Annotated in this window: 19 protein-coding genes and 1 pseudogene; 11 read left to right on the forward strand and 9 right to left on the reverse strand. The window is 68.6% G+C overall.

The annotated features are described in order from the left end of the window. Position 1: 1 nt before the first annotated feature. The gene (locus ACOGXD_RS05510) at positions 2–1,372 is read left to right on the forward strand and encodes a DCC1-like thiol-disulfide oxidoreductase family protein (protein ID WP_419916904.1); all 1,371 of its coding nucleotides are present in this window, start codon (positions 2–4) and stop codon (positions 1,370–1,372) included. Here ACOGXD_RS05510 and ACOGXD_RS05515 read toward each other — a convergent pair whose 3' ends face one another. The 3 genes from ACOGXD_RS05515 to ACOGXD_RS05525 are packed head-to-tail and all read right to left on the reverse strand — an operon-like array spanning position 1,373 to position 4,307. Beyond that, positions 1,373–2,527 carry a CaiB/BaiF CoA transferase family protein gene (locus tag ACOGXD_RS05515; protein WP_419916905.1) on the reverse strand — a complete coding sequence of 385 codons (1,155 nt, stop codon included), beginning with the start codon at positions 2,525–2,527 and terminating at the stop codon, positions 1,373–1,375. A gap of 2 nt (positions 2,528–2,529) precedes the next feature. Continuing rightward, positions 2,530–2,736, reverse strand: a complete 207-nt coding sequence (locus ACOGXD_RS05520; protein ID WP_419916906.1) for a hypothetical protein — start codon at positions 2,734–2,736, stop codon at positions 2,530–2,532. A gap of 14 nt (positions 2,737–2,750) precedes the next feature. Beyond that, positions 2,751–4,307, reverse strand: coding sequence for an acyl-CoA carboxylase subunit beta (locus ACOGXD_RS05525; RefSeq protein ID WP_419916907.1), 1,557 nt, complete (start codon positions 4,305–4,307; stop codon positions 2,751–2,753). 137 nt (positions 4,308–4,444) lie between these two features. Here ACOGXD_RS05525 and ACOGXD_RS05530 point away from each other — a divergent pair, with 137 nt between their 5' ends. Then, positions 4,445–4,804 (forward strand): VOC family protein, encoded by a 360-nt coding sequence (locus tag ACOGXD_RS05530; protein WP_419916908.1) that lies wholly within the window; start codon positions 4,445–4,447, stop codon positions 4,802–4,804. A gap of 33 nt (positions 4,805–4,837) precedes the next feature. On the opposite strand, the gene ACOGXD_RS05535 is transcribed toward ACOGXD_RS05530, so the two are convergent. Beyond that, the gene (locus ACOGXD_RS05535) at positions 4,838–5,758 is read right to left on the reverse strand and encodes a 5'-3' exonuclease (RefSeq protein WP_419916909.1); all 921 of its coding nucleotides are present in this window, start codon (positions 5,756–5,758) and stop codon (positions 4,838–4,840) included. A 158-nt stretch (positions 5,759–5,916) separates the two neighbouring features. Here ACOGXD_RS05535 and ACOGXD_RS05540 point away from each other — a divergent pair, with 158 nt between their 5' ends. After that, the gene (locus ACOGXD_RS05540) at positions 5,917–7,455 is read left to right on the forward strand and encodes an AMP-binding protein (RefSeq protein ID WP_419916910.1); all 1,539 of its coding nucleotides are present in this window, start codon (positions 5,917–5,919) and stop codon (positions 7,453–7,455) included. 145 nt (positions 7,456–7,600) lie between these two features. Here ACOGXD_RS05540 and ACOGXD_RS05545 read toward each other — a convergent pair whose 3' ends face one another. Next, positions 7,601–7,750 carry a hypothetical protein gene (locus tag ACOGXD_RS05545; protein WP_419916911.1) on the reverse strand — a complete coding sequence of 50 codons (150 nt, stop codon included), beginning with the start codon at positions 7,748–7,750 and terminating at the stop codon, positions 7,601–7,603. Between the two features lie 10 nt (positions 7,751–7,760). On the opposite strand from ACOGXD_RS05545, the gene ACOGXD_RS05550 reads away from it, so the two are divergent. Further along, positions 7,761–9,953 (forward strand): RCC1 domain-containing protein, encoded by a 2,193-nt coding sequence (locus ACOGXD_RS05550; RefSeq protein ID WP_419916912.1) that lies wholly within the window; start codon positions 7,761–7,763, stop codon positions 9,951–9,953. Between the two features lie 25 nt (positions 9,954–9,978). On the opposite strand, the gene ACOGXD_RS05555 is transcribed toward ACOGXD_RS05550, so the two are convergent. Continuing rightward, on the reverse strand, positions 9,979–11,493 hold the full coding sequence (locus tag ACOGXD_RS05555; RefSeq protein ID WP_419916913.1) for a trimethylamine methyltransferase family protein: 1,515 nt from the start codon (positions 11,491–11,493) through the stop codon (positions 9,979–9,981). Between the two features lie 72 nt (positions 11,494–11,565). Then, entirely contained in the window at positions 11,566–12,168 is a 603-nt protein-coding gene (locus tag ACOGXD_RS05560; RefSeq protein ID WP_419916914.1) for a TetR/AcrR family transcriptional regulator, read from the reverse strand. A 117-nt stretch (positions 12,169–12,285) separates the two neighbouring features. On the opposite strand from ACOGXD_RS05560, the gene ACOGXD_RS05565 reads away from it, so the two are divergent. Genes ACOGXD_RS05565 through menH form a run of 4 tightly spaced genes read left to right on the forward strand, consistent with a single transcriptional unit; the run spans position 12,286 to position 17,067 of the window. Beyond that, positions 12,286–14,550 carry an isochorismate synthase gene (locus ACOGXD_RS05565; protein WP_419916915.1) on the forward strand — a complete coding sequence of 755 codons (2,265 nt, stop codon included), beginning with the start codon at positions 12,286–12,288 and terminating at the stop codon, positions 14,548–14,550. Positions 14,551–14,558: 8 nt separating this feature from the next. Next, a complete protein-coding gene (gene menD, locus ACOGXD_RS05570; protein ID WP_419916916.1) occupies positions 14,559–15,122 on the forward strand; it encodes a 2-succinyl-5-enolpyruvyl-6-hydroxy-3-cyclohexene-1-carboxylic-acid synthase in 564 nt (187 codons plus the stop codon). Next, positions 15,116–16,261, forward strand: a complete 1,146-nt coding sequence (locus ACOGXD_RS05575) for a hypothetical protein (protein WP_419916917.1) — start codon at positions 15,116–15,118, stop codon at positions 16,259–16,261. Before menD ends, ACOGXD_RS05575 begins: the two co-directional genes overlap by 7 nt. Then, a complete protein-coding gene (gene menH, locus ACOGXD_RS05580) occupies positions 16,261–17,067 on the forward strand; it encodes a 2-succinyl-6-hydroxy-2,4-cyclohexadiene-1-carboxylate synthase (RefSeq protein ID WP_419916918.1) in 807 nt (268 codons plus the stop codon). Before ACOGXD_RS05575 ends, menH begins: the two co-directional genes overlap by 1 nt. A 27-nt stretch (positions 17,068–17,094) precedes the next feature. Here menH and ACOGXD_RS05585 read toward each other — a convergent pair. Beyond that, positions 17,095–17,466, reverse strand: a pseudogene (locus ACOGXD_RS05585) (cytidine deaminase); the annotation flags it as partial. A gap of 81 nt (positions 17,467–17,547) precedes the next feature. On the opposite strand from ACOGXD_RS05585, the gene menC reads away from it, so the two are divergent. Beyond that, the gene (menC, locus tag ACOGXD_RS05590; RefSeq protein WP_419916919.1) at positions 17,548–18,588 is read left to right on the forward strand and encodes an o-succinylbenzoate synthase; all 1,041 of its coding nucleotides are present in this window, start codon (positions 17,548–17,550) and stop codon (positions 18,586–18,588) included. A 13-nt stretch (positions 18,589–18,601) separates the two neighbouring features. Here menC and ACOGXD_RS05595 read toward each other — a convergent pair whose 3' ends face one another. Beyond that, positions 18,602–19,708 (reverse strand): AMP-binding protein, encoded by a 1,107-nt coding sequence (locus tag ACOGXD_RS05595; protein WP_419916920.1) that lies wholly within the window; start codon positions 19,706–19,708, stop codon positions 18,602–18,604. A gap of 151 nt (positions 19,709–19,859) precedes the next feature. On the opposite strand from ACOGXD_RS05595, the gene mtnA reads away from it, so the two are divergent. Both mtnA and ACOGXD_RS05605 read left to right on the forward strand, forming a co-directional pair. Next, on the forward strand, positions 19,860–20,996 hold the full coding sequence (gene mtnA, locus ACOGXD_RS05600) for an S-methyl-5-thioribose-1-phosphate isomerase (protein ID WP_419916921.1): 1,137 nt from the start codon (positions 19,860–19,862) through the stop codon (positions 20,994–20,996). After that, on the forward strand, positions 20,990–23,044 hold the full coding sequence (locus ACOGXD_RS05605) for a bifunctional aldolase/short-chain dehydrogenase (RefSeq protein ID WP_419916922.1): 2,055 nt from the start codon (positions 20,990–20,992) through the stop codon (positions 23,042–23,044). Before mtnA ends, ACOGXD_RS05605 begins: the two co-directional genes overlap by 7 nt. Positions 23,045–23,046 lie beyond the last annotated feature (2 nt).

Below are 23,046 nucleotides of genomic sequence, written 5' to 3' on the forward strand. Positions count from 1 at the left end.
CATGTCGCTGCGAATCCGGCACGGCTTGCGACAAATCCGCAGGTCGATGCTCAGCGTCGACACCGCCGAGCATCGAACTCCCGCCGAACTGACGCGCAGTGCGAACAACGTGGTGCTGCTGAGCCGCTTCTACTACGTGTTCCTTGCCTACCTCGTCGGCACGGGTCACTACCCGTTCGGCGATGCGTACTCCGGCGGTCCTCCGACCGCTCCGCTGTGGCCGATCAGGCTGGTGGAGCAGCTCGTGGGAACGGATTGGCTCGGCTATGAGATTGCGCTCACGGCAGCCGGTCTGCTGTTCGCCCTCGGGGCAGCGGCGGCCCCGGGCACCTTCGTCTTGCGGTTCGGTGCCTTCCTGCACCTGTTCGTGCACGTCGCGATACGGAATTCGTACGGTTCCATCAACCACGGCGTCCATGTGCTGCTGCTGGTCGGCTTCGCGCTGCTGTTCCTGCCGGGCCGTCGGCATCGCCAGCTCCACGAGCGGAACAACGTGCGGCGGTGCCTCACGTCCTTGTGGCTGGCGCAAAGCGTCATCTTGCTGTCGTACACCTTGTCGGGCATCTGGAAGATCTGGTACGGCCGGCTCGAACTGTTCTCGTCGGATGCCCTGACGCGCATCCTGCTGGACCGGTTGCTCGCCGAGGCCGACGAGATTCCGCTGCTGCTGCCGTTCGTGGCGCAGCACAACTGGCTGGCGCAGTCGATGTGGTGGCTGACGCTCTACATCGAGATCTTTGCGCTGCTGGTGGTGTTCCGGCCTCATCTGCACCGGCCTATCGGCGCTGTCCTGATGCTGTTCCACATCACGAGCGATCTGCTCATGAACATCTCGTTTTCCCTCAACATCGTGATGGTGGGCTTGTTTCTGCTGCTGTCGCCGCTTGCCCCTGACCGGTTCTCGCTGTCGGGGACCGTTCGGTCGCTGCCGATCGTGGGCCTACCGTTCCGCATCATGAAGCGCCGGCAGCGGTCGCAACGGCCGCAGCAGACCGAGCGGGTCTGGCTCGTGTACGACGGCGAGTGCCCGATGTGCAACAACTACGCCCAGTACCTGCGGCTGCGGCAATCTGTCGGTGAGTTCGTGCTGGTGGACGCTCGCCAGGGCGGCCCGATCGTCGACGAGGTCCGGCGGCTGCCGCACGATCTGAATGACGGGATGGTGGTGAAGATCGGCGACCGGCACTACGTCGGTCATGAAGCGCTGCACGTGCTCGCGCTGCTGTCCACCGATCATGGTGCTTTCAACAAGTTCAACCGGTTGGCGTTCAGCTCGCCGCTGATCTCGCGCTTCACGTACCCGCTGATGAAGGCTGGGCGCTGGGTGCTCTTGAAGCTGAAAGGTGTGGCGCCCATCTCGCCCGACGGCTGATCAGGGATCGGGCCAGGGGTCGGCGGTGTCTGTGATGTTGGCTAGAGAGTCGTTGTCGGCGCCTTCTTTGCGGCCGGTCCAGCGGACTTGACCAGGTGTGGCGCTCAGGCGGGCAATCACGTTCTGCTGCATGAGCCCGTCGACTTCCACGAACACTCCGCGAGATCTGGCATGGGGGTCGTCTGCTAGCTGGCTCATGTCGAGGACCGGGGCTGCGGCAGCCTGGGCGTTGTCGAAGGCCTCAACTGCCTCAGCCAGCGTACGCTGTGACACCCAGTCGGCCATTGCCTCGTCCAACTCGGCGCGATGGGCCATGCGGCCCTCGAAGGTGGTGAAGCGCTCGTCGTCGCCGATGCCGATCATCTCCATGACCCTCGCAGCCACCGAGTCTGTGGAGCTGCTGACGGCCAGCCACCCGCCGTCGGAGGCCTGGTAGGTGCCACGCGGGACGCTGTAGGGGATGCCTGAACCGAGGCGGGGCTGCAGGTAGCCCTCGGTGTGCCATGCGGTCATGAGCGGGCCCATCGCCTGCGACATGGACTCGAGCAGGTTGACGTCGACCACCTGGCCGATGCCGCTGCGCAGGGCCACCAATGCCGCGAACGCTCCGGCCAGGCCGGCCATCTCGTCGGTGAGCGCCACCGGCGGCAGCAGCGGCGCGCCGTCGGCCTCGCCGTTCATCGAGGCGAAGCCGCTCATCGCCTCGGCGAGCGTCGCGAAGCCCGGCCGGTCGCGGTACGGGCCGTCCTGGCCGAAGCCGGTCAGCCGCACGACGACCAGCTTCGGGTTGGCTGCGATCAGTTCGTCGGGCACCAGGCCGAGCGCTTCGAGCTTGCCGGGCCGGAAGTTCTCCACCAGCACATCGGCGACGGCGAGCAGCCGGCGCAGCAGCGCGAGGTCGGCGGCGGCCTTGAGATCGAGCGTGACACAGCGCTTGTTGCGGTTGACCAGACGCCACCACAGGGTCTCGCCCTGTGCATCCCGCCATCCCATGTTGCGGACGGTGTCGCCGCCGGGGCGCTCCACCTTGATGACATCGGCGCCGAAATCGGCTAGGTAGCGGGCGCAGTGCGGCCCGGCGAACACCGATGAGAGGTCCAGTACTCGTAGGCCGTCGAGCGGCATGACCGCAGCGCGGTTGGGGCCTTCGGGCACGGCTAGCGGTAGCGGACCGCGGGCCAGGACGTGGGGGCTTGCCAGGGGCGGCCGCTGAAACGCCACTTGCTGGATGTCGCCGCGTGCGGAGCGGCCGGGACGGGACGGGGCCACAGCAGCTCCAGCGCCGTGACGATGGCGGCGGCCTCTTCGGCAGTCGCTGCAGGAGTGATGGCCACGTGCGAAGCGTCGATCACGGGTCCTGTCACCGGTCGTTCGCCCGTTACAGCGGCACGTTGCCGTGCTTGCGGCGCGGCAACTCCTCGCGCTTGGCGCCGATCATGTCGAACGCGGCGATGACCTTCTGGCGGGTCTCGGCGGGGTCGATGACCGCATCCACGATGCCCCGCTCGGCCGCGATGTAGGGGTTGGCGTACTTGCGGCTGTACTCGTCGACCAGCGCCGCCTTGCGGGCCTCGGGATCGGCGGCCTGCTGCAGCTCGCGCCGGTTCAGGATCTCCACCGCGCCCTGCGGGCCCATCACGGCCAGCTCGGCGGTAGGCCACGCGAAGCTGACGTCGCAGCCGACCGATTTGGAGTCCATCACGACGTAGGCGCCGCCGTAGGCCTTGCGGGTGATGACCTGCACCCGCGGCACGGTCGCCTCGCAGTAGGCGTACAGCAGCTTGGCGCCGTGGCGGATGATGCCGCCGTGTTCCTGATCGACGCCCGGCAGGAAGCCGGGCACGTCCACGAAGGTCAGCAGCGGGATGTTGAAGGCGTCGCAGAAGCGCACGAACCGGGCCGCCTTCTCTGACGACTCGATGTCGAGCACGCCGGCCATCACCATCGGCTGGTTGCCCACAACGCCCACCGAGCGGCCGCCGACGCGTGCGAAACCGCACACGATCGAACCGGCCCACGCGGCGTGGTACTCGAAGAACTCGCCGTCGTCGACGACCTCGGTGATCACCTGCTTCATGTCGTAGGGCACGTTGGGGCTCTGCGGCATGAGATCACGCAGCGTCGGGCACCAGCGATCGGGCTCGTCGGCGGTTTCGACGACCGGCGGCGCGTCGAGGTTGTTGGACGGCAGGAACGACAGCAGGTAGCGCACGTCGTCGAGCACGGCCTTCTCGTCGGCAGCGACGAACGTGGCCACGCCCGACTTGGTGCTGTGCGAGCCGGCGCCGCCGAGCTCTTCGAGCGTCACGTCCTCGCCGGTGACGGTCTTCACCACGTCGGGGCCGGTGATGAACATGTGGCTGGAGTCGCGCACCATGAAGATGAAGTCGGTCATGGCGGGCGAATAGACGGCACCGCCGGCGCACGGCCCCATGATCACGCTGATCTGCGGGATGACACCCGAGGCGAGCACGTTGCGGCGGAAGATGCCGCCGTAGCCCGCCAGCGAGACCACCCCTTCCTGGATGCGGGCGCCGGCGCCGTCGTTGAGGCCGATGATCGGCGCACCCACCGACTCGGCGAGGTCCATGACCTTGTGGGTCTTCTCGGCGAACACCTCGCCGAGGGCGCCGCCGAACACGGTGAAGTCCTGGCTGGCCACGAAGACCTTGCGGCCGTCGATGTTGCCCCAGCCGGTGATGATGCCGTCGGTGTAGGGGCGCTCATCGAGGCCGACATCGTGCGCCCGGTGGCGGGCGAGCATGTCGAGCTCGTGGAACGTGCCCTCGTCGAAGAGGTACTCGATGCGCTCGCGGGCGAGCATCTTGCCCTTGTCGTGCTGCCGCTGGACCGCGCGCTCGGTGCCGGCGTTCAGCGCCTCGTCGCGGCGGCGGGCCAGCTCACCCAGCCGCTCGTCCATGGTCGGCTCAGACATTCAAGAAAGCCTACGAGAGCACGCCGTCTCCTAGCTCAGGCGGTCCCTACCAGCCCATTTCTCCCGCTCTTGTTCGCTGCGCTCACGGGCCGCTCGGGCCACGGCTTCGCCTTCGGCTCAGCCTCTAGGCTGCGGGCATGGAACTGGGGCCTGTGCATCACGTTTCGATCAACTGCGCTGATGTGGATGCAGCGGCGCCGTTCTACACCGACATCCTGGGCATGAAGCAGCTCGACCGGCCCGACTTCGGCTTCAACGGGCGGTGGCTGCAGACGCCTGGCGGCGGTGAGGTGCACCTCATCGAAGTGGCCGACTGGGTGGCGCCCAAGGGCCAGCACTGGGCCTTCAAGGTGGACGACATCGATGCCACCGTGGCCGAGCTGCGCGATGCCGGCGTGAGGGTCAAGGACCCGGTGGCGCTGCCGGGCACCACTGCCCGCCAGACGTTCTTCTTCGACCCGGCCGGCAACATGATCGAGCTGAACCAGCCCGCCTGAGCCCAGCCTCGCTCCAACTCAGGTGAGCCTCGACTAGGTGTCCGTCCGGTAGGCCGCGAGGTTCATCACCCGGTCGAGCAAGTTCTCGGCGCCGATCCGCTCGCAGAGTTCTGCGAAACCCCGATGCGGGCCGCGCCAGGCCAGCTCGTCGACGCTGTCTGACACCGGCGCATCGGTGCTTACCGTGGCGATGCGGCGGAACAGCAGGGCGAGTTCCCGCTCGTCGGCGAGCGTTGCGGCGAGACCGGCCGCGCCCCGGACCTTCGGCGCCCAGTCGTCGTGCGAGTCCGGGATGTTCTCGATGTGGCCGTAGTGCGACAGCATCACCGACGTCGACTTGGCGCCCCAGCCCCGCAGGCCCGGAAAGCCATCGGCGCTGTCGCCCACCAAGCCCAGGTAGTCGGGTATGGACTCAGGGCTGACGCCGAACTTCGCTTCGACGCCAGCCACGTCGATGATCTCGTCGGCCCGGCGGTCCCACTGGACCACCTTGCCGCCGACGCACTGGCCCAAGTCCTTGTCGGGAGTGCAGATGAACACCTGCCCGACACGATCGTCGTCAGCAGCCATCGCCGCGCCCGCCGCCATGGCGTCATCGGCTTCGAACTCGATCATCGGCCAGACCGCCACGCCCAGCAGCCGCAGCGCGTCCTCCGTGGGATGGAACTGCGACAGCAGGTCGGGCTCGATCCCCGAGCCGTCCTTGTACCCGGGCCACAGATCGTTGCGGAACGACTCCACGACATGGTCGGTAGCCACAGCCACATGGGTGGCACCGCCTTCGAGCAGCATCACGATGTTGCCGAGCACACCCCGCAGCGCTCCGACCTCGCTGCCGTCCGGCGCCTTGCGGCCGGGCACCGCAAAGAAGTGGCGGAACAGCTCGTAGGTGCCGTCGATCAGGTGGACATCGACCTGACCGCCTGCGGGCGGCGCTCCCGCTGATCCCTCCATGGCCGCGACCCTAGGAGGCGGCTCAGCCTCCGCAGGGCACTGCCGCGGCAGCCCGCTCTAGAGTTGGCGCGGCCGTTCCGCCGGAAGACGCCTCCGGCGGCGCACTGCACACCACGGCGACCGCCGCGTACGACAACCCATGACCCTGAGGGGACGACATGAAGGTTCCGTTTACTGTTTCCGACTTCCTGTACCGGGCCGAGAACGTGTACCCGGACCGGGTGGCGCTGGCCGACGAACCCGAAGCGCCTGGCGGCGGGCTCGGGGAGATCACCTACGCCCAGTTCGGCGACCTCGTACGGGCCCAGGCAGCCAAGCTGGACCAGATCGGCATCGGGCACGGCGAGCGGGTGGCGATGGTGTCGCAGAACGCCGGCCGGCTGATGACGTCGTTCTACGGCGTGTCGGGCTACGGCCGCATCTTCGTGCCGATCAACTTCCGGCTCAGCCACGACGAGATCAGCTACATCATCGATCACTGCGGCGCCACGATGCTGCTGGTGGATCCCTCCATGGAGGACACCTGCAAGGACATCGACGTGGAGCACTTCGTGGTGATGGGCACCGACGCCGACGACCAGATGTACGCGCCGGGCGCGGAGCCGGCCCCGTGGACGCCCGACGAGGACGTCACCGCCACCATCAACTACACCTCGGGCACCACCGCCCGCCCCAAGGGGGTGCAGCAGACCCACCGGGCGCTGTGGGTGAACGCCACCACGTTCGGCTGGCATTCGGGCGTCAGCGACCGTGACGTGTACCTGCACACGCTGCCGATGTTCCACTGCAACGGCTGGGGCATGCCCTACGCCGTGACCGGCATGGGCGGCAAGCACGTGGTACAGCGCGAGGTGCGCGGCCCCGAGATCCTGAAGCGCATCGAAGACCACGGCGTCACGCTGATGTGCGGCGCTCCTGCCGTGGTGGCGGCGGTGCTGGATGCGGCGGCCGACTGGGACGGTCCCATTCCCGGCAGCGGACGGGTGCGGATGGTGGTGGCGGGCGCGCCGCCGCCCACGCGCACGATCGCCCGCATGGAAACCGAGCTGGGCTGGGAGTTCATCCAGATCTACGGCCTCACCGAGACGGCGCCGCTGCTCACCATGAACCGCTGCCGGCCCGAATGGGACGACTTCGAGCCCGACGAGAAGGCCCGCAAGCTCAGCCGGGCTGGCGCCCCTGCTATCGGCGTGAAGATCGACGTGGACAACCAGGGCGAGATCCTTGCCCGGGCGAACGTGGTGCTCGAGGGCTACTGGGAGCAGCCCGAGGCGACTGCAGAGGCCATCGTGGACGGCTGGTTCCACACCGGCGACGGCGGCACCATGGACGATGAGCACCACGTCACGATCTCGGACCGCAAGAAGGACGTGATCATCTCCGGCGGCGAGAACGTGTCGTCGATCGAGGTGGAGGACGTGCTGTTCAGCCATCCCGCGGTGACCGAGGTGGCCGTGATCGGCGTGCCCGACCAGAAGTGGGGCGAGACCATCAAGGCCCTCGTGGTCGTCGACGCCGCAGCCGATGCCGTCACCGATCGTGATCTCATCGATTTCTGCCGGGACCGGATGGCGCACTTCAAGTGCCCCACCAGCGTCGAGTTCCGCGAGGAACTGGCCCGCACGGCCACCGGCAAGCTGCAGAAGTTCAAGCTCCGTGCGCCCTACTGGGAGGGCATGGAGAAGCAGATCAACTGAGTCTGGCTGCGGCGCCCACCTGACACGCGCACACGACAGCAATGTGCAAGTGGAGCGTGTGGGGTGTGAGTGCTCGAGCGACGGCGCTGGCCGTCGTCGCCGTGATCGCGGCATGTGCAACCGCTGATATCGACGCTGAGGGAGTTCAGCCAAGCTCGCCTGCAGCAACCACTTCGACGACGACGGTCATCTCCACGCCCTCGGACGCTTCCGTGCCGGCGACCGCCGGGGACGCGACGGGTTCGAGCGTCCCCAGCGATTCGGCTGCTCCAGCGGACTCCGCACCGACTCCCACTGAGGCACCCGTGGAAGTCGCGACGACTGTTGTTCCGGACGCCAGCACACCGGATGACGGCGAACCCGACAGCAGCACGGCTCCCGACGAGACCGAACCCGACGAGACCGAGCTGGAGCCCGACGAGACCGAACCCGACAGCAGCACGGCTGCCGAGATCGAGGATCCGGAGAAACAAGATGGCGCCGAGGTTGAGTCCGGCGTGCAGGTGACGACCACCGAGGACGATCGCATCCGGATAACGGGCACCGGCAACGCCTCGACCAACGTCGAGCTTGGCGAGGGGGAATGGACTGCGCTGTCCACGGTCACCGACAACCGCGGCGCATGGTTCTCGGTGAGGCTTCTGGGTTCGCCCGACAGCGCCACGACCTTGTGCTGGAACCACGGTCGCGGCGTGCTGCTGGCCGATACAGGTGCGGCGGAGACCCAGATCGACAGCACGCTGGCGATCGTCATCGACAACAGCTCCGATGCGTGGTGCGAACCGGGCTCGTTCACCGTAACCGTCAGTGCCGCGGGCTCATGGACCGTGACATTCATCAACAAAGCAGACGCGACGCCGCAACCCGAACCGATCGGCATCGCGTCCAGCGACATCCGATTCACACAGATCTCCGTGGGGCGCGACCACACCTGCGGCGTGACCACCGCCAAGACCGTGCAGTGCTGGGGCCGGACCACGTTCGGCAAGGCAACGCCTCCCGCCGGCGAATTCGAACATGTCTCTGCGGGGGACAGCCACACCTGCGGGCTGACCGTCGAAGGCACGGTCGAGTGTTGGGGCGATGGCTACTACGGTCAGACAGCCGCTCCCGAAGGCACGTTCGTCCAAGCCACACGCTCGTGTGCGCTCAGGCCTGACGGATCGTTCGTGTGCTGGGGTCGAAACGGCCTGGTGGAGTCGCCGCCGGAGATCCGACTCAAGCGGCTCGCTGATGGGATGTGGTGCGGCATCGCAACTGACAGCTCGCTGCTCTGCTGGCATCTTGCCGACCGCTACAGCGATACGCCGACCATGGCGTTCACCGGGGACCTCTTGTCCGGATCGTTCCTTCACATCGGCAACAGGTGCGGCACCCGCACCGACGGTTCCGTCAGCTGCTGGAACGCGAGCCCGCCGGATTCGGCCAGTCCCCCGGGAGACGACACGTTCACCTCGACGTCCGATCTCTGTGGCATCACCACCGACGAGGAGATTCGCTGCTGGGGCAGCGGCCAATACGGCCGCGCCAACCAGCCCGAAGAGGCACCGAAAGGCCGCTATATCCAAGTCAGCGGCGGTTCATTCCATGCCTGCGCGCTGACCACCGACGGCCGAGCGCGGTGCTGGGGGGAGGGATATGCCGCGACGCCCCCGCCCGCCGACGGCGAGTTCGTGAGCGTGTCGGTCGGCAACCCTCACGCCTGCGGCATCACCGTTGATCGGGAGCTCAAGTGCTGGGGGTATGAGTTTCGGGGGCCTGCCCCAGCAGTCGAGGGATGGCGCGCGCCAGCGTTCGGAGGATTGCCGCCCGGCGAGTTCACCCAGGTCTCGGTCGGAGCGTGGAGTTGGGACGATCTGAGCTGTGCTGTACGGGTCGACGGCAGCGTGGCGTGCTGGGACTACGACGGCCCCGAGGAGGACTCAGTGCGGGGCGAGGGTCGTAACGCCATCGGCGTCTCCGTCGGCACCCAGCGTGTCTGCGTCTCGTTCGCCGACGGCGGCGCAGAGTGCACGCCAAAACGCGCACATGACGACGCTGTTGAGAGCTCCACGGCGCCGGATCGGTTCGCCGATATCTCGACGGGCCAGAGCCGCTCATGCGGCGTGCGGATCGACGGCGCGCTCTCGTGCTGGGGCGGCGAGGAACTCTGGCCCGCCGATCCGGAGGGTTCGGGATTCGTGCAGGTCTCGGCGAGCATTCAACAGATCTGCGCGGTACGGACCGACCACAGCCTCCACTGCTGGCACCCGCGCCTTCAAGCACTTGCCGACGTCCGCTCGCTCGTTCCCGAGAGCCCGCCAGGCGGCGCCTATGAGATGTCGTCGCTCGGCATCACGTATGGATGCGCCGTCAGGGTCGACGGCGAGATCGCCTGCTGGGGCGCGGGTGCTCTGGGCCGAGCCGACCCGCCGCCCGGGCCATTCGCATACGTCTCGGTCGGTCGCGACTACGCGTGTGGCGTCGACCGGAACGGGCGCATCAAGTGCTGGGCCTGATTGCCCCTCGCTGGGCAGTCCCGAGTTACAGCGGTTCCACGCCGCCTTCTGAGCGGCGACGCTCTACGAAGTCGGTGAGCTCGGCGCGGATGGCGTCGTCCATCGGCGGCTCTTCGTAGTCGGCCAGCAGCTGCTTCCAGATGCCGTTCGCCCGCTGGGTGGCGTCGAGCGCACCGTCTTCCTGCCACGTCTCGAAGTTGCGCCAATCCGACAGCGTGGGCTCGTAGAAGGCGGTGTTGTAGCGCTCCAGCGTGTGGGCGGCACCGAAGAAGTGGTTGGCCGGCCCCACCTCGGCAATGGCATCCACCGCCAGCGACGCATCGTCGATCTGGGTGGGCTGCAGCATGGCCCGGATCATCTGGATCATCTCGGCGTCGATGATCACCTTCTCATACGAGGCGCACAGCCCGCCCTCGATCCAGCCGAGGCCGTGCAGCACGTAGTTGATGCCGCCCACGATGCACGCCCACAGCGACATCTGCGACTCGTAGGTGGCCTGGGCGTCGGGAGCGTTGGAGGCGTTCGCGTTCGAGGCCCGCAGCGGCAGGCCGTAACGGCGCGCCAGCTGGCCGCTGATGATCGTGGCCTTCACATATTCGGGCGTGCCGAACGCCGGCGCACCCGACCGCATGTCGACGTTCGAGGTGAAGCTGCCGTAGACGACCGGCACGCCGGGGTTCACGAGCTGTGCCAGCGTGATGCCGGCGAGCGCCTCGGCGTTCTGCAGGGTGAGCGCGCCGGCGATCGTGACCGGCGCCATCGCTCCCGCCAAGGTGAACGGCGTGTACACGACAGGCTGGCCGTGGCGGGCCAACTCGATGGCGCCCTCCAGCATCGGCTTGTCGTACACGAGCGGCGAGTTCGCATTGACGACCGTGTGGATGGACGGCTCGCGCAGCAGCGTCTCGTGGTCGATGCCGCGGGCGATGCGGGCGATCTCGATGGCGTCGCTGACACGGGTGCGGCCCAGCGAGTAGCAGAACCCGGGCTTGGTGGACAGCGTGTACATGGCCGACACTGCGTCCAGGTGGCGGGTGCGCACCTCGAGATCGATCGGCTCGACCGAATGGCCGGTGCAGGTGTCCGCCGCGTCGAGCGCCTGCTGCAGGCGCAGCATGTTGCAGAAGTCGGCGTAGTTGCCGCTGACCCGGCCCCGATCGAGGTCGGACACGTTGGGCGGGCTGCCGACCATGCCGAAGACGACCCAGTCGTCGCCGAAGACCACGCTGTTGGCCGGATCGCGGGCGTGCAGCGTGAAGGTCGACGGGGCGAGCGCCACCTGCTCGGCGACCATCTCGGGATCGAACCGCACCCGCACGCCGTCGTCGGAACTGGCGCCCGCCTCAAGCAGGATCTGCACCGCTTCGGGCAGCAGGAAGTTCATGCCGATCTCGGACAGCACCCGCAGCGATGCCTCGTGGATGCGTTCGATTTCGTCGGCGCTGATGAGCTCGACGGGCCGGAAGGTGTTGCGTGCCTGCTGCCGGGGCGCCGCCGGGATTGCGGCAGTATCCCGACGTTTCCGGCCTCGACGCGTCACTGCAGCGAACCGTACGGTCCTGTCTGGATCACGTCAACATGAACGAAATGCCAGTCGCGCAAGAACAGAATGTCAGATGCGCAACCCGGCGAGAATGGCCGCTCGCTCGTCATCGGTCGGCGGGCGGCCCACATAGATATCGAAGTAATAGGTGAGCGCTTCGATACGGGCATCCATCGGCTCATTGACCTCGAGCTCGTACCAGCCCATCTGCAGGAAGTAGATGGTGCGAGCACGGTGAAGTCTCATGACCGGGTCGCTCACCTCGGCCGCGAGCATCTGCACGCACGCATCCACCCGCCGCTCATCGGTGGCCCTCAGCTTCTGCCACAGCTCGGGATTGCTGCGACCCCAATTCCGCACCGCCACTTCGAGATGCGGGTCGAAGCGTTCCATCCCCAGCCAGCAGCGCATCAATGCGACATACCGGTCGACGATGCTGCCGTCGAGCGTTGCGGCTCGGATGATCGAACCTGAATTGGTCTCCTCCCACACCTCGAGCAGGCGGTTGAGCAGGGCTTCGTGGTTCTCGAAGTGCCAGTAGAAGCTGCCCCGGGTGACGCCGAGCCGCTTGGCCAGCGGCAGCACTTTGACAGCGCCGATTCCATCGGAGACGAGCACGTCGAGTGCGGCAGTCACCCAGTCGTCTGCGCTCAGGCGTGCCCGTTGAGCCATCGAGCCACCCTATCCAGCGACCTGCCGCTCGGTAGTTGGAGGTATTAGTGCCGGCACGGATGGACCGAGTGAGCACTCTTGGAGTTATCACTCTCACAATGGGCGTACGCTGAGGGCGTGCGAGTGGAGGAGCTGGCGTCGGCGCATGAGGTGAGCGTCGACACCGTGCGCTACTACCAGAAGATCGGGCTGCTGCACCCGCCCGCACGCCAAGGTCGCATGGCGCGCTACGACGACAGCCATGTGCGGCGGCTCGGCGAGATCCGGCGCCTGTCCGCGGCGGGCTTCTCGCTGGCACAGATCCGCCAGCTCGGCGACGGCGGCGACGACCCGATGCTGATGGCGTTGGGTGCACGCCGCGGCGACACCCTGACCTTCGACGAGCTGGTGCAGCAATCCGGGCTCGACGAAGAACTCGTCCGGCTCGCGACCGACACCGGCCTGGTGCGACCGCTGCGGACGTCGGCAGGCGGTGCCGATGACGGCCCCGAGGCTGCCAGCGGCGCCGACGAGGGTGTCACAGGCGGCACGCTCTACAGCGCCGGGGCGCTGACGATGCTGCGCGCAGCCACGGAGCTGCTCGCCGCTGAGATGCCGCTCGACGATCTCATCGGCCTCGCGCTGCGGCACGCCTCGAACATGGAAGCTGTCGCTGCGGACGCGGTAGGGCTGTTCGCCGACCGCTTCGCCGACGTGCCCACCGCACAGCGCGCCGACCTGGCTGCTCGCCTGATCCCGCTGGTGACCGACCTGGTGGCGCAGCACTTCCGCGAGTCGCTCGTGGAGCACGCCACCGAGCGCATCTTGGCCGGCGACATCGACGATGAGCCGGCCAGTTCCGATGCGATGGCAACCGAAACGCCCAACGCCCGGTCCGCAGGGGATTCGGGCCGCCGCACCTCAGCGGGGTTGCGCACCCGGACCGCCGTCACGTTGGAATGCCGGGAGCTGTCCGGCGAGCTGGACCCGCTGGCAGTGTTCGCTGCCTCCGATGCGCACCAACGGGTGTACTGGGCGTGTCCCGACGGCGACCTGGAGTTCTGTGCGCTCGGCAGTGCTTTCGACGCCATCGCCGGGGCCGGCGCCGACCGCTTCGCCTCAGTCGCCGACACGCTGAGCCTGCTGGACGTCACTATGACCGGCGACAGCGGTCACCCGATCGGGCCGCTGGCCGTGGGCGGCTTCTCGTTCCGTCCCGAGGCGCCCGCGGCAGGCTCGGTGTGGGAGCCATTCGGCGCCGGCTGCCTGACCGTGCCCGAAGTGCTCGTCGTGCGTCGGGGCGGCCAGTCATGGCTGACCTCGGTGCCCGGTGCCCCCGTCTGGCCGGTGATGGCTGCATCACGATCGGGAGTCGGGGGGACATGTGCCACCTGCGGCGCGGCTGACGGCAGCGGCGTCTGCGGCCTCGCCGCTGCTGCCGGTGCGCCCGACGCGGCTTGCGCCCGCGACGACACGATCGTGCGAGGCGACACCGGCGACGATCTCACCGGCACAGCTGCGGGCAGCCTGGCCGATCCTGAACTCGAAGCCGGACCCGCGAGCGACCTGAATGCGGCGGCGTTGGCCGTGCTCGGCGGGAGCTACCGAGCCGACGACCGCTACACCGAGCTGGTGCGGCGCGCCCTCGGCAGGATCGCCGAAGGCGGGCTCGACAAGGTCGTGACGGCGCGGGAGCTGCACATTGCGTCGGGGCTCGAGCCCATCGCGGTGCTCGACCGCCTGCGGTCGCGTTACCCGTCCTGTGTCACGTTCGCATTCGGGCGCGGGTCGCAGACGTTCTTCGGCGCCACGCCCGAACAGCTGGTGCACTGCGACGGGCTGCGGCTGCAGACCGATGCGCTGGCCGGCTCGGGGCCGCGTGTCGGCGATCCGGCGCGAGACCGGGAACTCGCGGCCGAGCTGCAACGCGATCCCAAGGAGCTGACCGAGCACGCCATGGTGGTCACCGACGTGCGCGACACGCTGCGTGCGTGCGGCGCGGCGCTCGATCCGCCCTCGCCGACCGGCGTCATGGAACTGCGGCGCATCATGCACCTGCACACACCGATCAGCGGGCGCGTCCCCGCTGGCACGACGGCGCTGGATCTCGCGAGTGCACTGCACCCGACGGCCGCGGTCGCCGGACTGCCGCGGCGCGTCGCCCGCGACTGGATCTCAGAGCACGAGGGCTTCGAGCGCGGCTGGTACGCGGCCCCGGTGGGCTGGACGACGCTGGACGGGCGCGGCGAGTTCCGCGTCGCGCTGCGCTGCGCGCTGACCGGTCCCTCCGAGACCCGGCTGTTCGCCGGCGGCGGCATCGTGGAGGGCGCAGATCCAGATGCCGAGCTGACCGAGACCAACATCAAGCTCGAAGCCCTCCTGTACGCACTCGAGGGCGACTGAGCGGCAGCATGCAGATCTCCGACGACGATGCTGCCTATTCGGCCTGTCGATCCCTGTGCGAGGGGCTCGTGGCTGCCGGCATCACCGACGCAGTCGTGTCGCCCGGCTCGCGGTCGATGCCGCTGGCGCTCACCGTCGATGCCACTGCCGGGCTGCGCACCTGGGTGCGGATCGACGAGCGATCGGCCGGGTACTTCGCGCTCGGGCTGGCCAAGGGCTCGGAAAGGCCGGTGCTGCTGGTGTGCACGTCAGGCACTGCTGCGGCCAACTACCTGCCGGCAGTGGTCGAGGCGCACTACTCCGGCGTGCCGCTGGTGGTGCTGACCGCGGACCGGCCGCCTGAGTTGCGGGGCTGGGGAGCGGGGCAGACCATCGATCAGCACGGTCTGTACGGCAGCCATGTGCGCTGGTTCTGCGAGACGCCGGTGCCCTCGGAGCTGCCGGTCGATCAGGCGGTGCGGTGGTTCGGCGTCGCGGCTGCCCGGGCGGCGGAGCAGGCGACCGGGCCGCACTCCGGTCCCGTGCATCTCAATTTGCCCCTTCGGGAGCCCTTGGAGCCGCTGCCGTGCTGAGCGAGTGGGCGGCGGCGCACGAGCGGGGGGTGGTAGTGGCCGGGCCCATGTGGGATGGGGACCGGTGGGCGGAGGCTGTGGCAGCGTTCTGCCGGGCCTCTGGATGGCCGCTGCTGGCCGAGCCGTGCTCGCAGCTGCGGCGTGAGCTGGACGGGGTGGTGGTGACGGATCATCACGACCTGCTGCTGCGAACGGCGTGGGCCGACGCCGAGCCGCCCGATGCGGTGCTGCGCATCGGCGGCGCGCCGACGTGCAAGCCGCTGCGGCTGTGGATCGAGCGCCATCGCCCAGCGTTCGCGTTCGTCGATCCGGCCAGCACCTGGACCGATGCGAGCTTCAGCGTCTCGCTGCACTTGACGATCGGGCCGGAGGCCGTGACCGACGTGGCCCGCACGCTGCTGTCCCCAGATTCCGGGTGGGCGCAGCGGTGGGCCGATGCTGATGCACGTGCCGCCGCGGCAGTCGACGGTCTGCTCGACGCTGAACCGCTACTCGAAGCCAGCGTGGCTCGCCAGCTTGGGCGCAGCCTTCCGGCGGGACACGCGCTGTACGTCTCGAACTCGATGCCGGTGCGCGATGTCGATTCGTACTTGCGAGCCCGCGCCGAACCTCTGGCAGTGCACGCCAACCGGGGTGCGAGCGGCATCGACGGCGTGATCTCCGCTGCGACCGGCGTGGCAGCGTCGGGAACGCCGACCACGGTGCTGGTCGGCGACCTGGCGTTCCGTCACGATCTCGGCGGGCTCGTGGGAGCGTTCGACACTGTGCCAGCCACCCATGGCGGTTCTGGCGATCTGGACCTCACCGTGGTGGTCGTCGACAACGGCGGCGGCACCATCTTCTCGTTCCTGCCTGCCTACGGCGTCATTGACTCCGAGGCCTTCGAACGCCTGCTGACGACGCCTCCCGGGCGCAGCAGCTCGCAGCTCGCGAGCGGGCTGGCAGCAGCGATGGGCTTCGAGCACCTTCACATCGGCTCGTGTGACGAGCTGCATGCGCTGCTGGCCGCTCCCGGGTCGAATCGGGGCGTGCGCGTCATCACCATCGACATCGACGCGGACGCAAACCGGGATCAGCACCGCCGCCTGGCCGACGCAGTCGCGGCGGCAGTGCGGGGCGCAGAGTCCCGCTCGCAGTAATGCCGCTGTCGGAACCGCTGCAGCTCGCCGCCAATGTCACGGGCAGCGGCGAGCCGGTCATCGTCATCCACGGATTCACCGGCAGTGCCGAAGCGATGGCACCGCTGGTGGAACGGCTCGACGGCTACCGGTGCATCGCCGTGGACCTGGTCGGCCACGGCCGCAGCCCTTCCCCCGCTGACCTCGCGCTGTACAGCATCGAGGCGATGGCAGCGTCGGTGGCCGGGCTCGCGGCGAGCGCAGGCGACGGGCCGTGCCACGTCGTCGGCTACTCGATGGGCGGTCGGGTGGCGCTGACGCTGGCCTCGGGGCATCGGGAGATCTGCAGGTCGCTGACGCTCATCAGCGCCACCGCCGGGATCGCGGATGCCTCCGAACGGGCACAGCGCCGCCGGGCCGACGAGGCACTCGCCGATCGGATCGGTGAACACGGCCTGGCCCGCTTCGCCGACGAGTGGATGAGCCTGCCGATGTGGGATCCGCTCCGGGCGAGTCTCGGCCCCGAGGCGTGGCAGGTGTCCATCGATCAGCGCCTGCGCTCCGATCCCACCGGGCTGGCGAACTCGCTGCATGCCGCCGGAACGGGCTCGATGACGCCGCTCTGGGATCGCTTGGGTGCCCTCGACGTGCCGACGCTGGTCATGTGCGGCGAGCTGGACGTCAAATTCGTCGCAATCGGCCACGAGATGAACGCCCTGCTGCCCGCCAGCGATCTGGTCGTGCTGGCCGGCGCGGGCCACGCCGCGCACCTCGAAGTGCCCGACGATTGCGCCACGGCGATCCGTCGGCACCTCGACGCGTACTGAGAGCTGTCAATCCTGCGGAAGCGGGAACTCGAATGCGCCGGGCAACAGCTCGGCAACGGTGGTGCTCTCGTTCACGGCGCATTCGGGACCGCCGGCTTCGAGCAGCAGCTGGCGGCAGCGACCGCACGGAGCAAGCAGTTCGCCGCCTGCATCGGTGACGGTCACCGCAACCAGGCGGCCTCCCCCGCTTCGATGCAGATCGCTGACCATGCCGCACTCGGCGCAGAGCGTGAGCCCGTACGAGGCGTTCTCGACGTTGCAGCCGGTGACGATCCGGCCGTCGTCGACAAGGCCTGCTGCGCCGACGTGGAAGTTGGAGTACGGCGCATAGGCCGTGCGGGACACCTCGTGCGCCCGAGCGCGCAGATCGGCCCAGGGGATTGCTGCATCCTCGCTCATGCCGAACATGCCTCCCGCGTCGCCTGAGCGACGAGAGTACGGCCGATGAGGCCACCCCAGTGAGCCAATAGCGTTCACCCCGTGCAGGTGACGCTGCGTGAATTCGAGCTGCCGCTGCTGCAGCCGCTGCTGACCGCTCATGGCCCGATCGCCGTGCGGCGGGGCATCGAGGTGCGCGTCGGCGACGACGCCTGCGTCGGCACGGGCGAGGCGGCGCCGCTGCCTGGCTTCGGCGTCGAGACCTACGACGAAGCGCTGGCGGCACTGGAACGCTGGGCCGAGAACCCCGACGGCGAACCGCCCCGCGAGCCGTGCGCTGCGGCCGCCGTGGAATCGGCACTCACCCAGCTCGACGCCGAGATCGAGGGCGTCACGCTGTCGACATTGCTGGCCGAGCACCCGCCCACGCAGCGCCGCATCGCCACCCACGCGTTGGTGTCCGATCTGGATCCCGAGGCTGCGGCCCAGCGCGCAGCGCACGCCGCAGCGGCAGGTCACCTGGCCGTGAAGCTCAAGGTTGCTGCCCACCACAACGCCAGCAGTGGCGGCAACGGCAGCGCAGCCGCGGCCATTGCCGCACAGTCGGTGCGGATCGCGCACGTACGCCACTCGCTGCCCGCCGGCGTTGCACTGCGACTCGATGCGAACGGCGGCTGGGATCGTGCGACCGCGGTGAAGGTGCTGCGCCCCGTCGGCCACCTCGACATCGAGTTCATCGAGGAGCCCACACCTCAGGCCGCTGACTGGGCCCAGATCAGCCGCACGGTCGGGCTGCCGGTTGCTGCCGACGAGCACTTGCGTGATGCCGATGCGCTTGACCGGCTGATCGCGGTCGGTGCCATCGAAGTTGCGGTGCTCAAGCCGGCGGTGCTGGGTGGGCCGCACGCTGTTTTCGACTTGGCTCGGCGGGCGGCGATGCGTGGGGTTCGCTCGGTGGTTTCGTCGTTTATCTGCGGGCCTGCGGGGTTGCGCATCGCTCGGGAGACTGCTGTTGCTGTTGATCCGCATGGGGTGCATGGGATTGGCACTGCGACTTTGTTTGCTGAGGCTTTGCCGGAGGATGTGACGCCTGCTGGTGGTTATCTGGCTGTGCCTACTGAGGCTTCTTCTGTCGCTGGTTGAGCCTTCTTGGCTTTCATACTCGCCAGCGTTGAGTTTTTCCTAGGGGCGTCTGCGGCAACTCGTTGACGAGTTCGAGATTGCGGGGGGCGCAGTAGGCGGGGAGTTCTTCTTTGACTGCTTCTCGTAGTGCTTCGAGGTTGGGGGGTTGGGTGGGGTTGGTGGGGACTATTACTGCTGTTACTGCTTGGCCCCATTCGGGGTCGGGGCGGCCGACGATTGCCACGTCAGCGATAGCCGGCAATTCCGTCAGAATTCGCTCAACGGCTACTGGCCAGACTTTTTCTGCTCCTGTGGTGATCATGTCGTCGACTCTTCCGAACACTGAGAGCTGGCCTTCTTCTGACAGGGCGCCGGCGTCTCCTGTGGGGAACCAGCCGTCTGCGGTTCGGGGGTCGGTTCCGTCGCGGTAGCAGCGCAGCAGCATCGGGCAGCGGAGCTGTACTTCGTTGTCGTGGATGCGCAGCTCCACGGCTTCTAGTGGCCAGCCTTCGTAGATCACACCGCTGAAGGTCTCGGTCATGCCGTAGGTGGCGACGGTGTTGGGGGGCCGTTGGGCGGGCATGGCGGAGCCGCCGAGCAGGATTGCCCGGAACGCTGCTGCGTCGATGCGCGCAAGCGCGGTGGGTACCAGCGAGGTGAGTGTTGTGCCTTGGCGGGCTGCTGTTTCGACTGCGGCTGCGTCGAAGCCTTCGTGGACCTCTAGGGGCGTGTCGGTGAGCAGCGCGCGGACTACTACTGCCAGGCCGCCGACGTGTGCGAGGGGGAGGCACGCCAGCCAGCGGTCGGTGCTGGGATCGACGCCTAGCGCGGAGCTGGTTGCCATGGCGTTTGCCTCGATGGCTGCGTGAGTGAGGACCGCGCCTTTCGGATCTCCGGTGCTGCCGCTGGTGGCCATGACGAGTGCGTCGTCGGCCTCGACGTCCCAGCCGCCTCGGCGGCGATGGCGGCCGGCGACGTCCACGACGACGCTGGCGCCCATGCGCTCGATGAGCGACTCCTGCGCAGGGGCCGGCAGCCGCTGATCGACGGGCAGCACGGCGTCGCCGGTATCCCAGGCTCGCTGGAGCTCGGCTACGAAGCGGTCGCCACCGCCGAGCGCCAGCGCCACCAGTCGTCGCACGGCGCGGACACTACCGATGCGGTCGCTCGCGCCCCCCGGAATTTGCGGCCGGGTCAGCGCGGCGGTGCGAGGGCATCCGCGGGGATCGTTCGCCCGACATCGATGAGATGTTGGCGGAGTTGTCGCACGTGGGCGCGAGACTGTCGGCTGCATGGACACGGCAGCCATCACGCCGACGCTGCGCTGGACGGGCGACAGCATCGAGATCATCGATCAGACGCGGCTGCCGGCCGAGCTGGTGCTGCTCGATGTGCGTGATGTGGCCAGTGCCGTGGATGCCATCGAGCGGCTTGCCATCCGGGGTGCGCCGGCGCTCGGTGCGTTCGGGGCGCTTGCGCTGGTGGTCGGCCTCGACGAGGCGCAGCCCGGCTCGCTGGATGCGGCACGCGAGTTGCTGGAGCGGTTGCGGCACGAGATCGGCGACACCCGGCCGACCGCGGTCAACCTGCGGTGGGCAGTGGATCGCACGATCGATGCTGCGCTCGCCGCCCCAGAGCTCACCAACGCGAGCACCAACGTCGACAGCGGCAGCAACAGCGGCAGTGCCGGCAGCCTTGACGAACTGCGGCGGCGGCTGCTGGATGAGGCCTTGGCCATCGGCGCCGAGGACGCGAAGGCATGCGCCGAGATCGGTCGGCTCGGGCGGGAGGTGCTCGCCGAGGCCACGGTGATCGCGACGCACTGCAACGCCGGGCGCCTGGCAACCGCGGGCATCGGAACAGCGCTGGCCGCGTTCTATGCGAAGGCTGCTGCCGGTGAGCCGGTGCGTGTGCTGGCGGCAGAGTCGCGCCCGCTCCTGCAGGGTGCCCGTCTCACAGCATGGGAGTTGGCGGACGCGGGCATCGACGTGTCGGTCGTGCCCGACGGTGCCATGGCGTCGCTGATCGCAGGAGGCGAGGTGGACGCCGTGATCGTGGGCGCGGACCGCATCGCTGCCAACGGCGACACTGCCAACAAGGTGGGCACGCTGGCCCACGCTCTGGCCGCCGCCGATGCGGGCATCGGTTTCTACGTTGCAGCGCCGACCACCACCGTCGACACGGCTGTGCCATCGGGCGACCGCATCGTCATCGAGCAGCGGAGCCCCGATGAGGTTCATCACGCCGGCGGGCAGCGTCTGACGCCGGAAGATGCGAAAGCCGTGAACCCGGCATTCGACGTGACTCCTGCGCGCCTGATCACGGCGATCATCACCGACGCAGGCGTGCTGCGACCGCCGTATGGCGAGTCCATTGCCCAAGCGTTGGCTGGGGCTGAACCAGCCGGATCGGGGGCGGGCCGGTGCTGAATCGCTGGGATGCCGACGAGGCGGCGCGCTGGGCCGAGTTGGGCGACCTCGGCGAGATCACCTACGGATCGCGCCTGGTGGGCGCCGATCCGGCGCTGGTGCTGCACGGCGGCGGCAACACGTCCATCAAGGGCCACAGCACCGATGCTTGGGGCGAGCCGGTCCCGACGCTGTGGGTGAAGGGCAGCGGCTGGGATCTCGCGACCATCGAACCGCCCGGCTTCGCGCCGCTGCGCTTGGAGCCCGTCCGGCGCTTGGCAGAGCTGGCGGAGCTGAGCGACACCGAGATGGTGAACCAGCTGCGGATCCACCTGCTCGATGCCAGCGCTCCGAACCCGTCGGTGGAAGCGATCCTGCATGGGCTGCTGCCCCACCGGGCGGTGCTGCACAGCCACGCGGATGCCGTGCTGGCACTCACCAACACGGCCGACGGCGACGCGCGGGTGCGCCGGCTGTGGGGCGACCGGGCCGTCGTGGTGCCCTACGTGATGCCCGGCTTCGATCTGGCCCGTCGCTGCGCGGACGAATGGCAGGCACAGGCCCACGACGGCACCGAGGCGATGGTGTTGCTGAACCACGGCATCTTCACCTTCGGCGAGACGGCGCGCCAGGCGTACGACTCGATGATCGATCGGATCAGCGAGGCCGAGCAGTGCCTTGCGGATGCGGGCGTGACGTCGTTCGGCGAGATCGACGCGAATGCAGCCGGGCGGCACCGCACGCGTCGCGTCAGCCCCGACGCAGTGGAGACGGTGGCCGAGCTGCGGGCCGCGGTCTCGGCCGCGGCCGGTGCGCCGGTGCTGCTGCGAGCCGTGCACGACGAGCGAGCCGACGCGTTCTGCGCCCGCGACGACCTGGCTTCGGTGGCATGCCGCGGGCCGGCCACGCCCGATCACATCATTCGCACGAAGCAATTTCCCATGGTGGGCCGCGATGTCGCTGCTTTCGTCGAGAGCTACCGCTCGTACTTCGAGCGCAATGCCGACCGTCATGCCGAAGGCGAGCAGCTCACGATGCTGGACACGGCACCGCGTGTAATCCTCGACCCCGATCTCGGGCTGTGGACCGTTGGGCGACGCGCCGTCGACTGCGACATCGCGGCGGACATCTACCTGCACACGATCGACGTCATCAACGCCGCGGAGACTCTCGGGAGCTACGTGGCGCTCGGCGAAGCCGACCTGTTCGACGTGGAGTACTGGGAGCTGGAGCAGGCGAAGCTGGCGCGGGCCGGCGCACCGGCTGGCTTGGCCGGCCAGGTGGCGCTGGTGACGGGCGCTGCTTCAGGCATCGGTCGGGCCGCAGCCGCGGCGCTGGCCTCAGCAGGGGCGGCAGTGGTCGGCATCGACATCGACGCCGGTATCGCGCACGATGATGACGGCCACAGCGGCCGGCCGTCATCGCTGCACGGTTCGGCATGGCTCGGCGTCGAGACAGATGTCACCGATGCCAGCGCGGTGACCGCAGCGGTGGCCGGCGCGGTCGAGCGGTTCGGGGGCATCGACATCGTGGTGGCGGCGGCCGGCATCTTCGGCCCGTCGGCGCCATTGGAAGAGCTCGTTGACGACTCCGGGCTGGGCACGGCATGGCAGCAGACGTTCGACATCAACGTGAGCGGCGCGGCGAACACCCTGGCCGCTGCTCACGGGGTGATGCGGCATTCCCCGACTGGGGGGCGGTCGGTCATCGTGGGTTCGAAGAACGTGCCTGCGCCCGGCCGCGGCGCTGCGGCCTACTCGGCCTCGAAAGCGGCACTCACCCAGCTCGCCCGGGTGGCGGCGCTCGAATGGGCGGCCGACGGCATCACCGTCAATGTCGTGCATCCCGATGGCGTGTTCGACACGGGGCTGTGGTCGGACGAGCTCATCGCCCAGCGTGCCGCCAGCTACAGGCTCACCTCCGAGCAGTACCGGCGGCGCAACCTGTTGGGCCGCGAGCTGGCATCAGCCGATGTGGGCGCGCTCATCGCCGAGATGTGCGGCCCCGCGTTCGCGCACACCACCGGCGCCCAGATTCCCCAGGACGGCGGCAGCGACCGAGTTGTCTAGTC

The organism is Candidatus Poriferisodalis sp. (assembly GCF_965204125.1).
In the GTDB taxonomy this organism is placed as follows: domain Bacteria; phylum Actinomycetota; class Acidimicrobiia; order Acidimicrobiales; family Poriferisodalaceae; genus Poriferisodalis.

Bases quoted from the DNA above. Each gene is read 5' to 3' on its own strand.
- ACOGXD_RS05510 (WP_419916904.1), top strand. From the start codon at position 2: ATGTCGCTGCGAATCCGGCACGGCTTGCGACAAATCCGCAGGTCGATG.
- ACOGXD_RS05525 (WP_419916907.1), bottom strand. From the start codon at position 4,307: ATGTCTGAGCCGACCATGGACGAGCGGCTGGGTGAGCTGGCCCGCCGC.
- ACOGXD_RS05530 (WP_419916908.1), top strand. From the start codon at position 4,445: ATGGAACTGGGGCCTGTGCATCACGTTTCGATCAACTGCGCTGATGTG.
- ACOGXD_RS05535 (WP_419916909.1), bottom strand. From the start codon at position 5,758: ATGGAGGGATCAGCGGGAGCGCCGCCCGCAGGCGGTCAGGTCGATGTC.
- ACOGXD_RS05540 (WP_419916910.1), top strand. From the start codon at position 5,917: ATGAAGGTTCCGTTTACTGTTTCCGACTTCCTGTACCGGGCCGAGAAC.
- ACOGXD_RS05560 (WP_419916914.1), bottom strand. From the start codon at position 12,168: ATGGCTCAACGGGCACGCCTGAGCGCAGACGACTGGGTGACTGCCGCA.
- menD (WP_419916916.1), top strand. From the start codon at position 14,559: ATGCAGATCTCCGACGACGATGCTGCCTATTCGGCCTGTCGATCCCTG.
- menH (WP_419916918.1), top strand. From the start codon at position 16,261: ATGCCGCTGTCGGAACCGCTGCAGCTCGCCGCCAATGTCACGGGCAGC.
- mtnA (WP_419916921.1), top strand. From the start codon at position 19,860: ATGGACACGGCAGCCATCACGCCGACGCTGCGCTGGACGGGCGACAGC.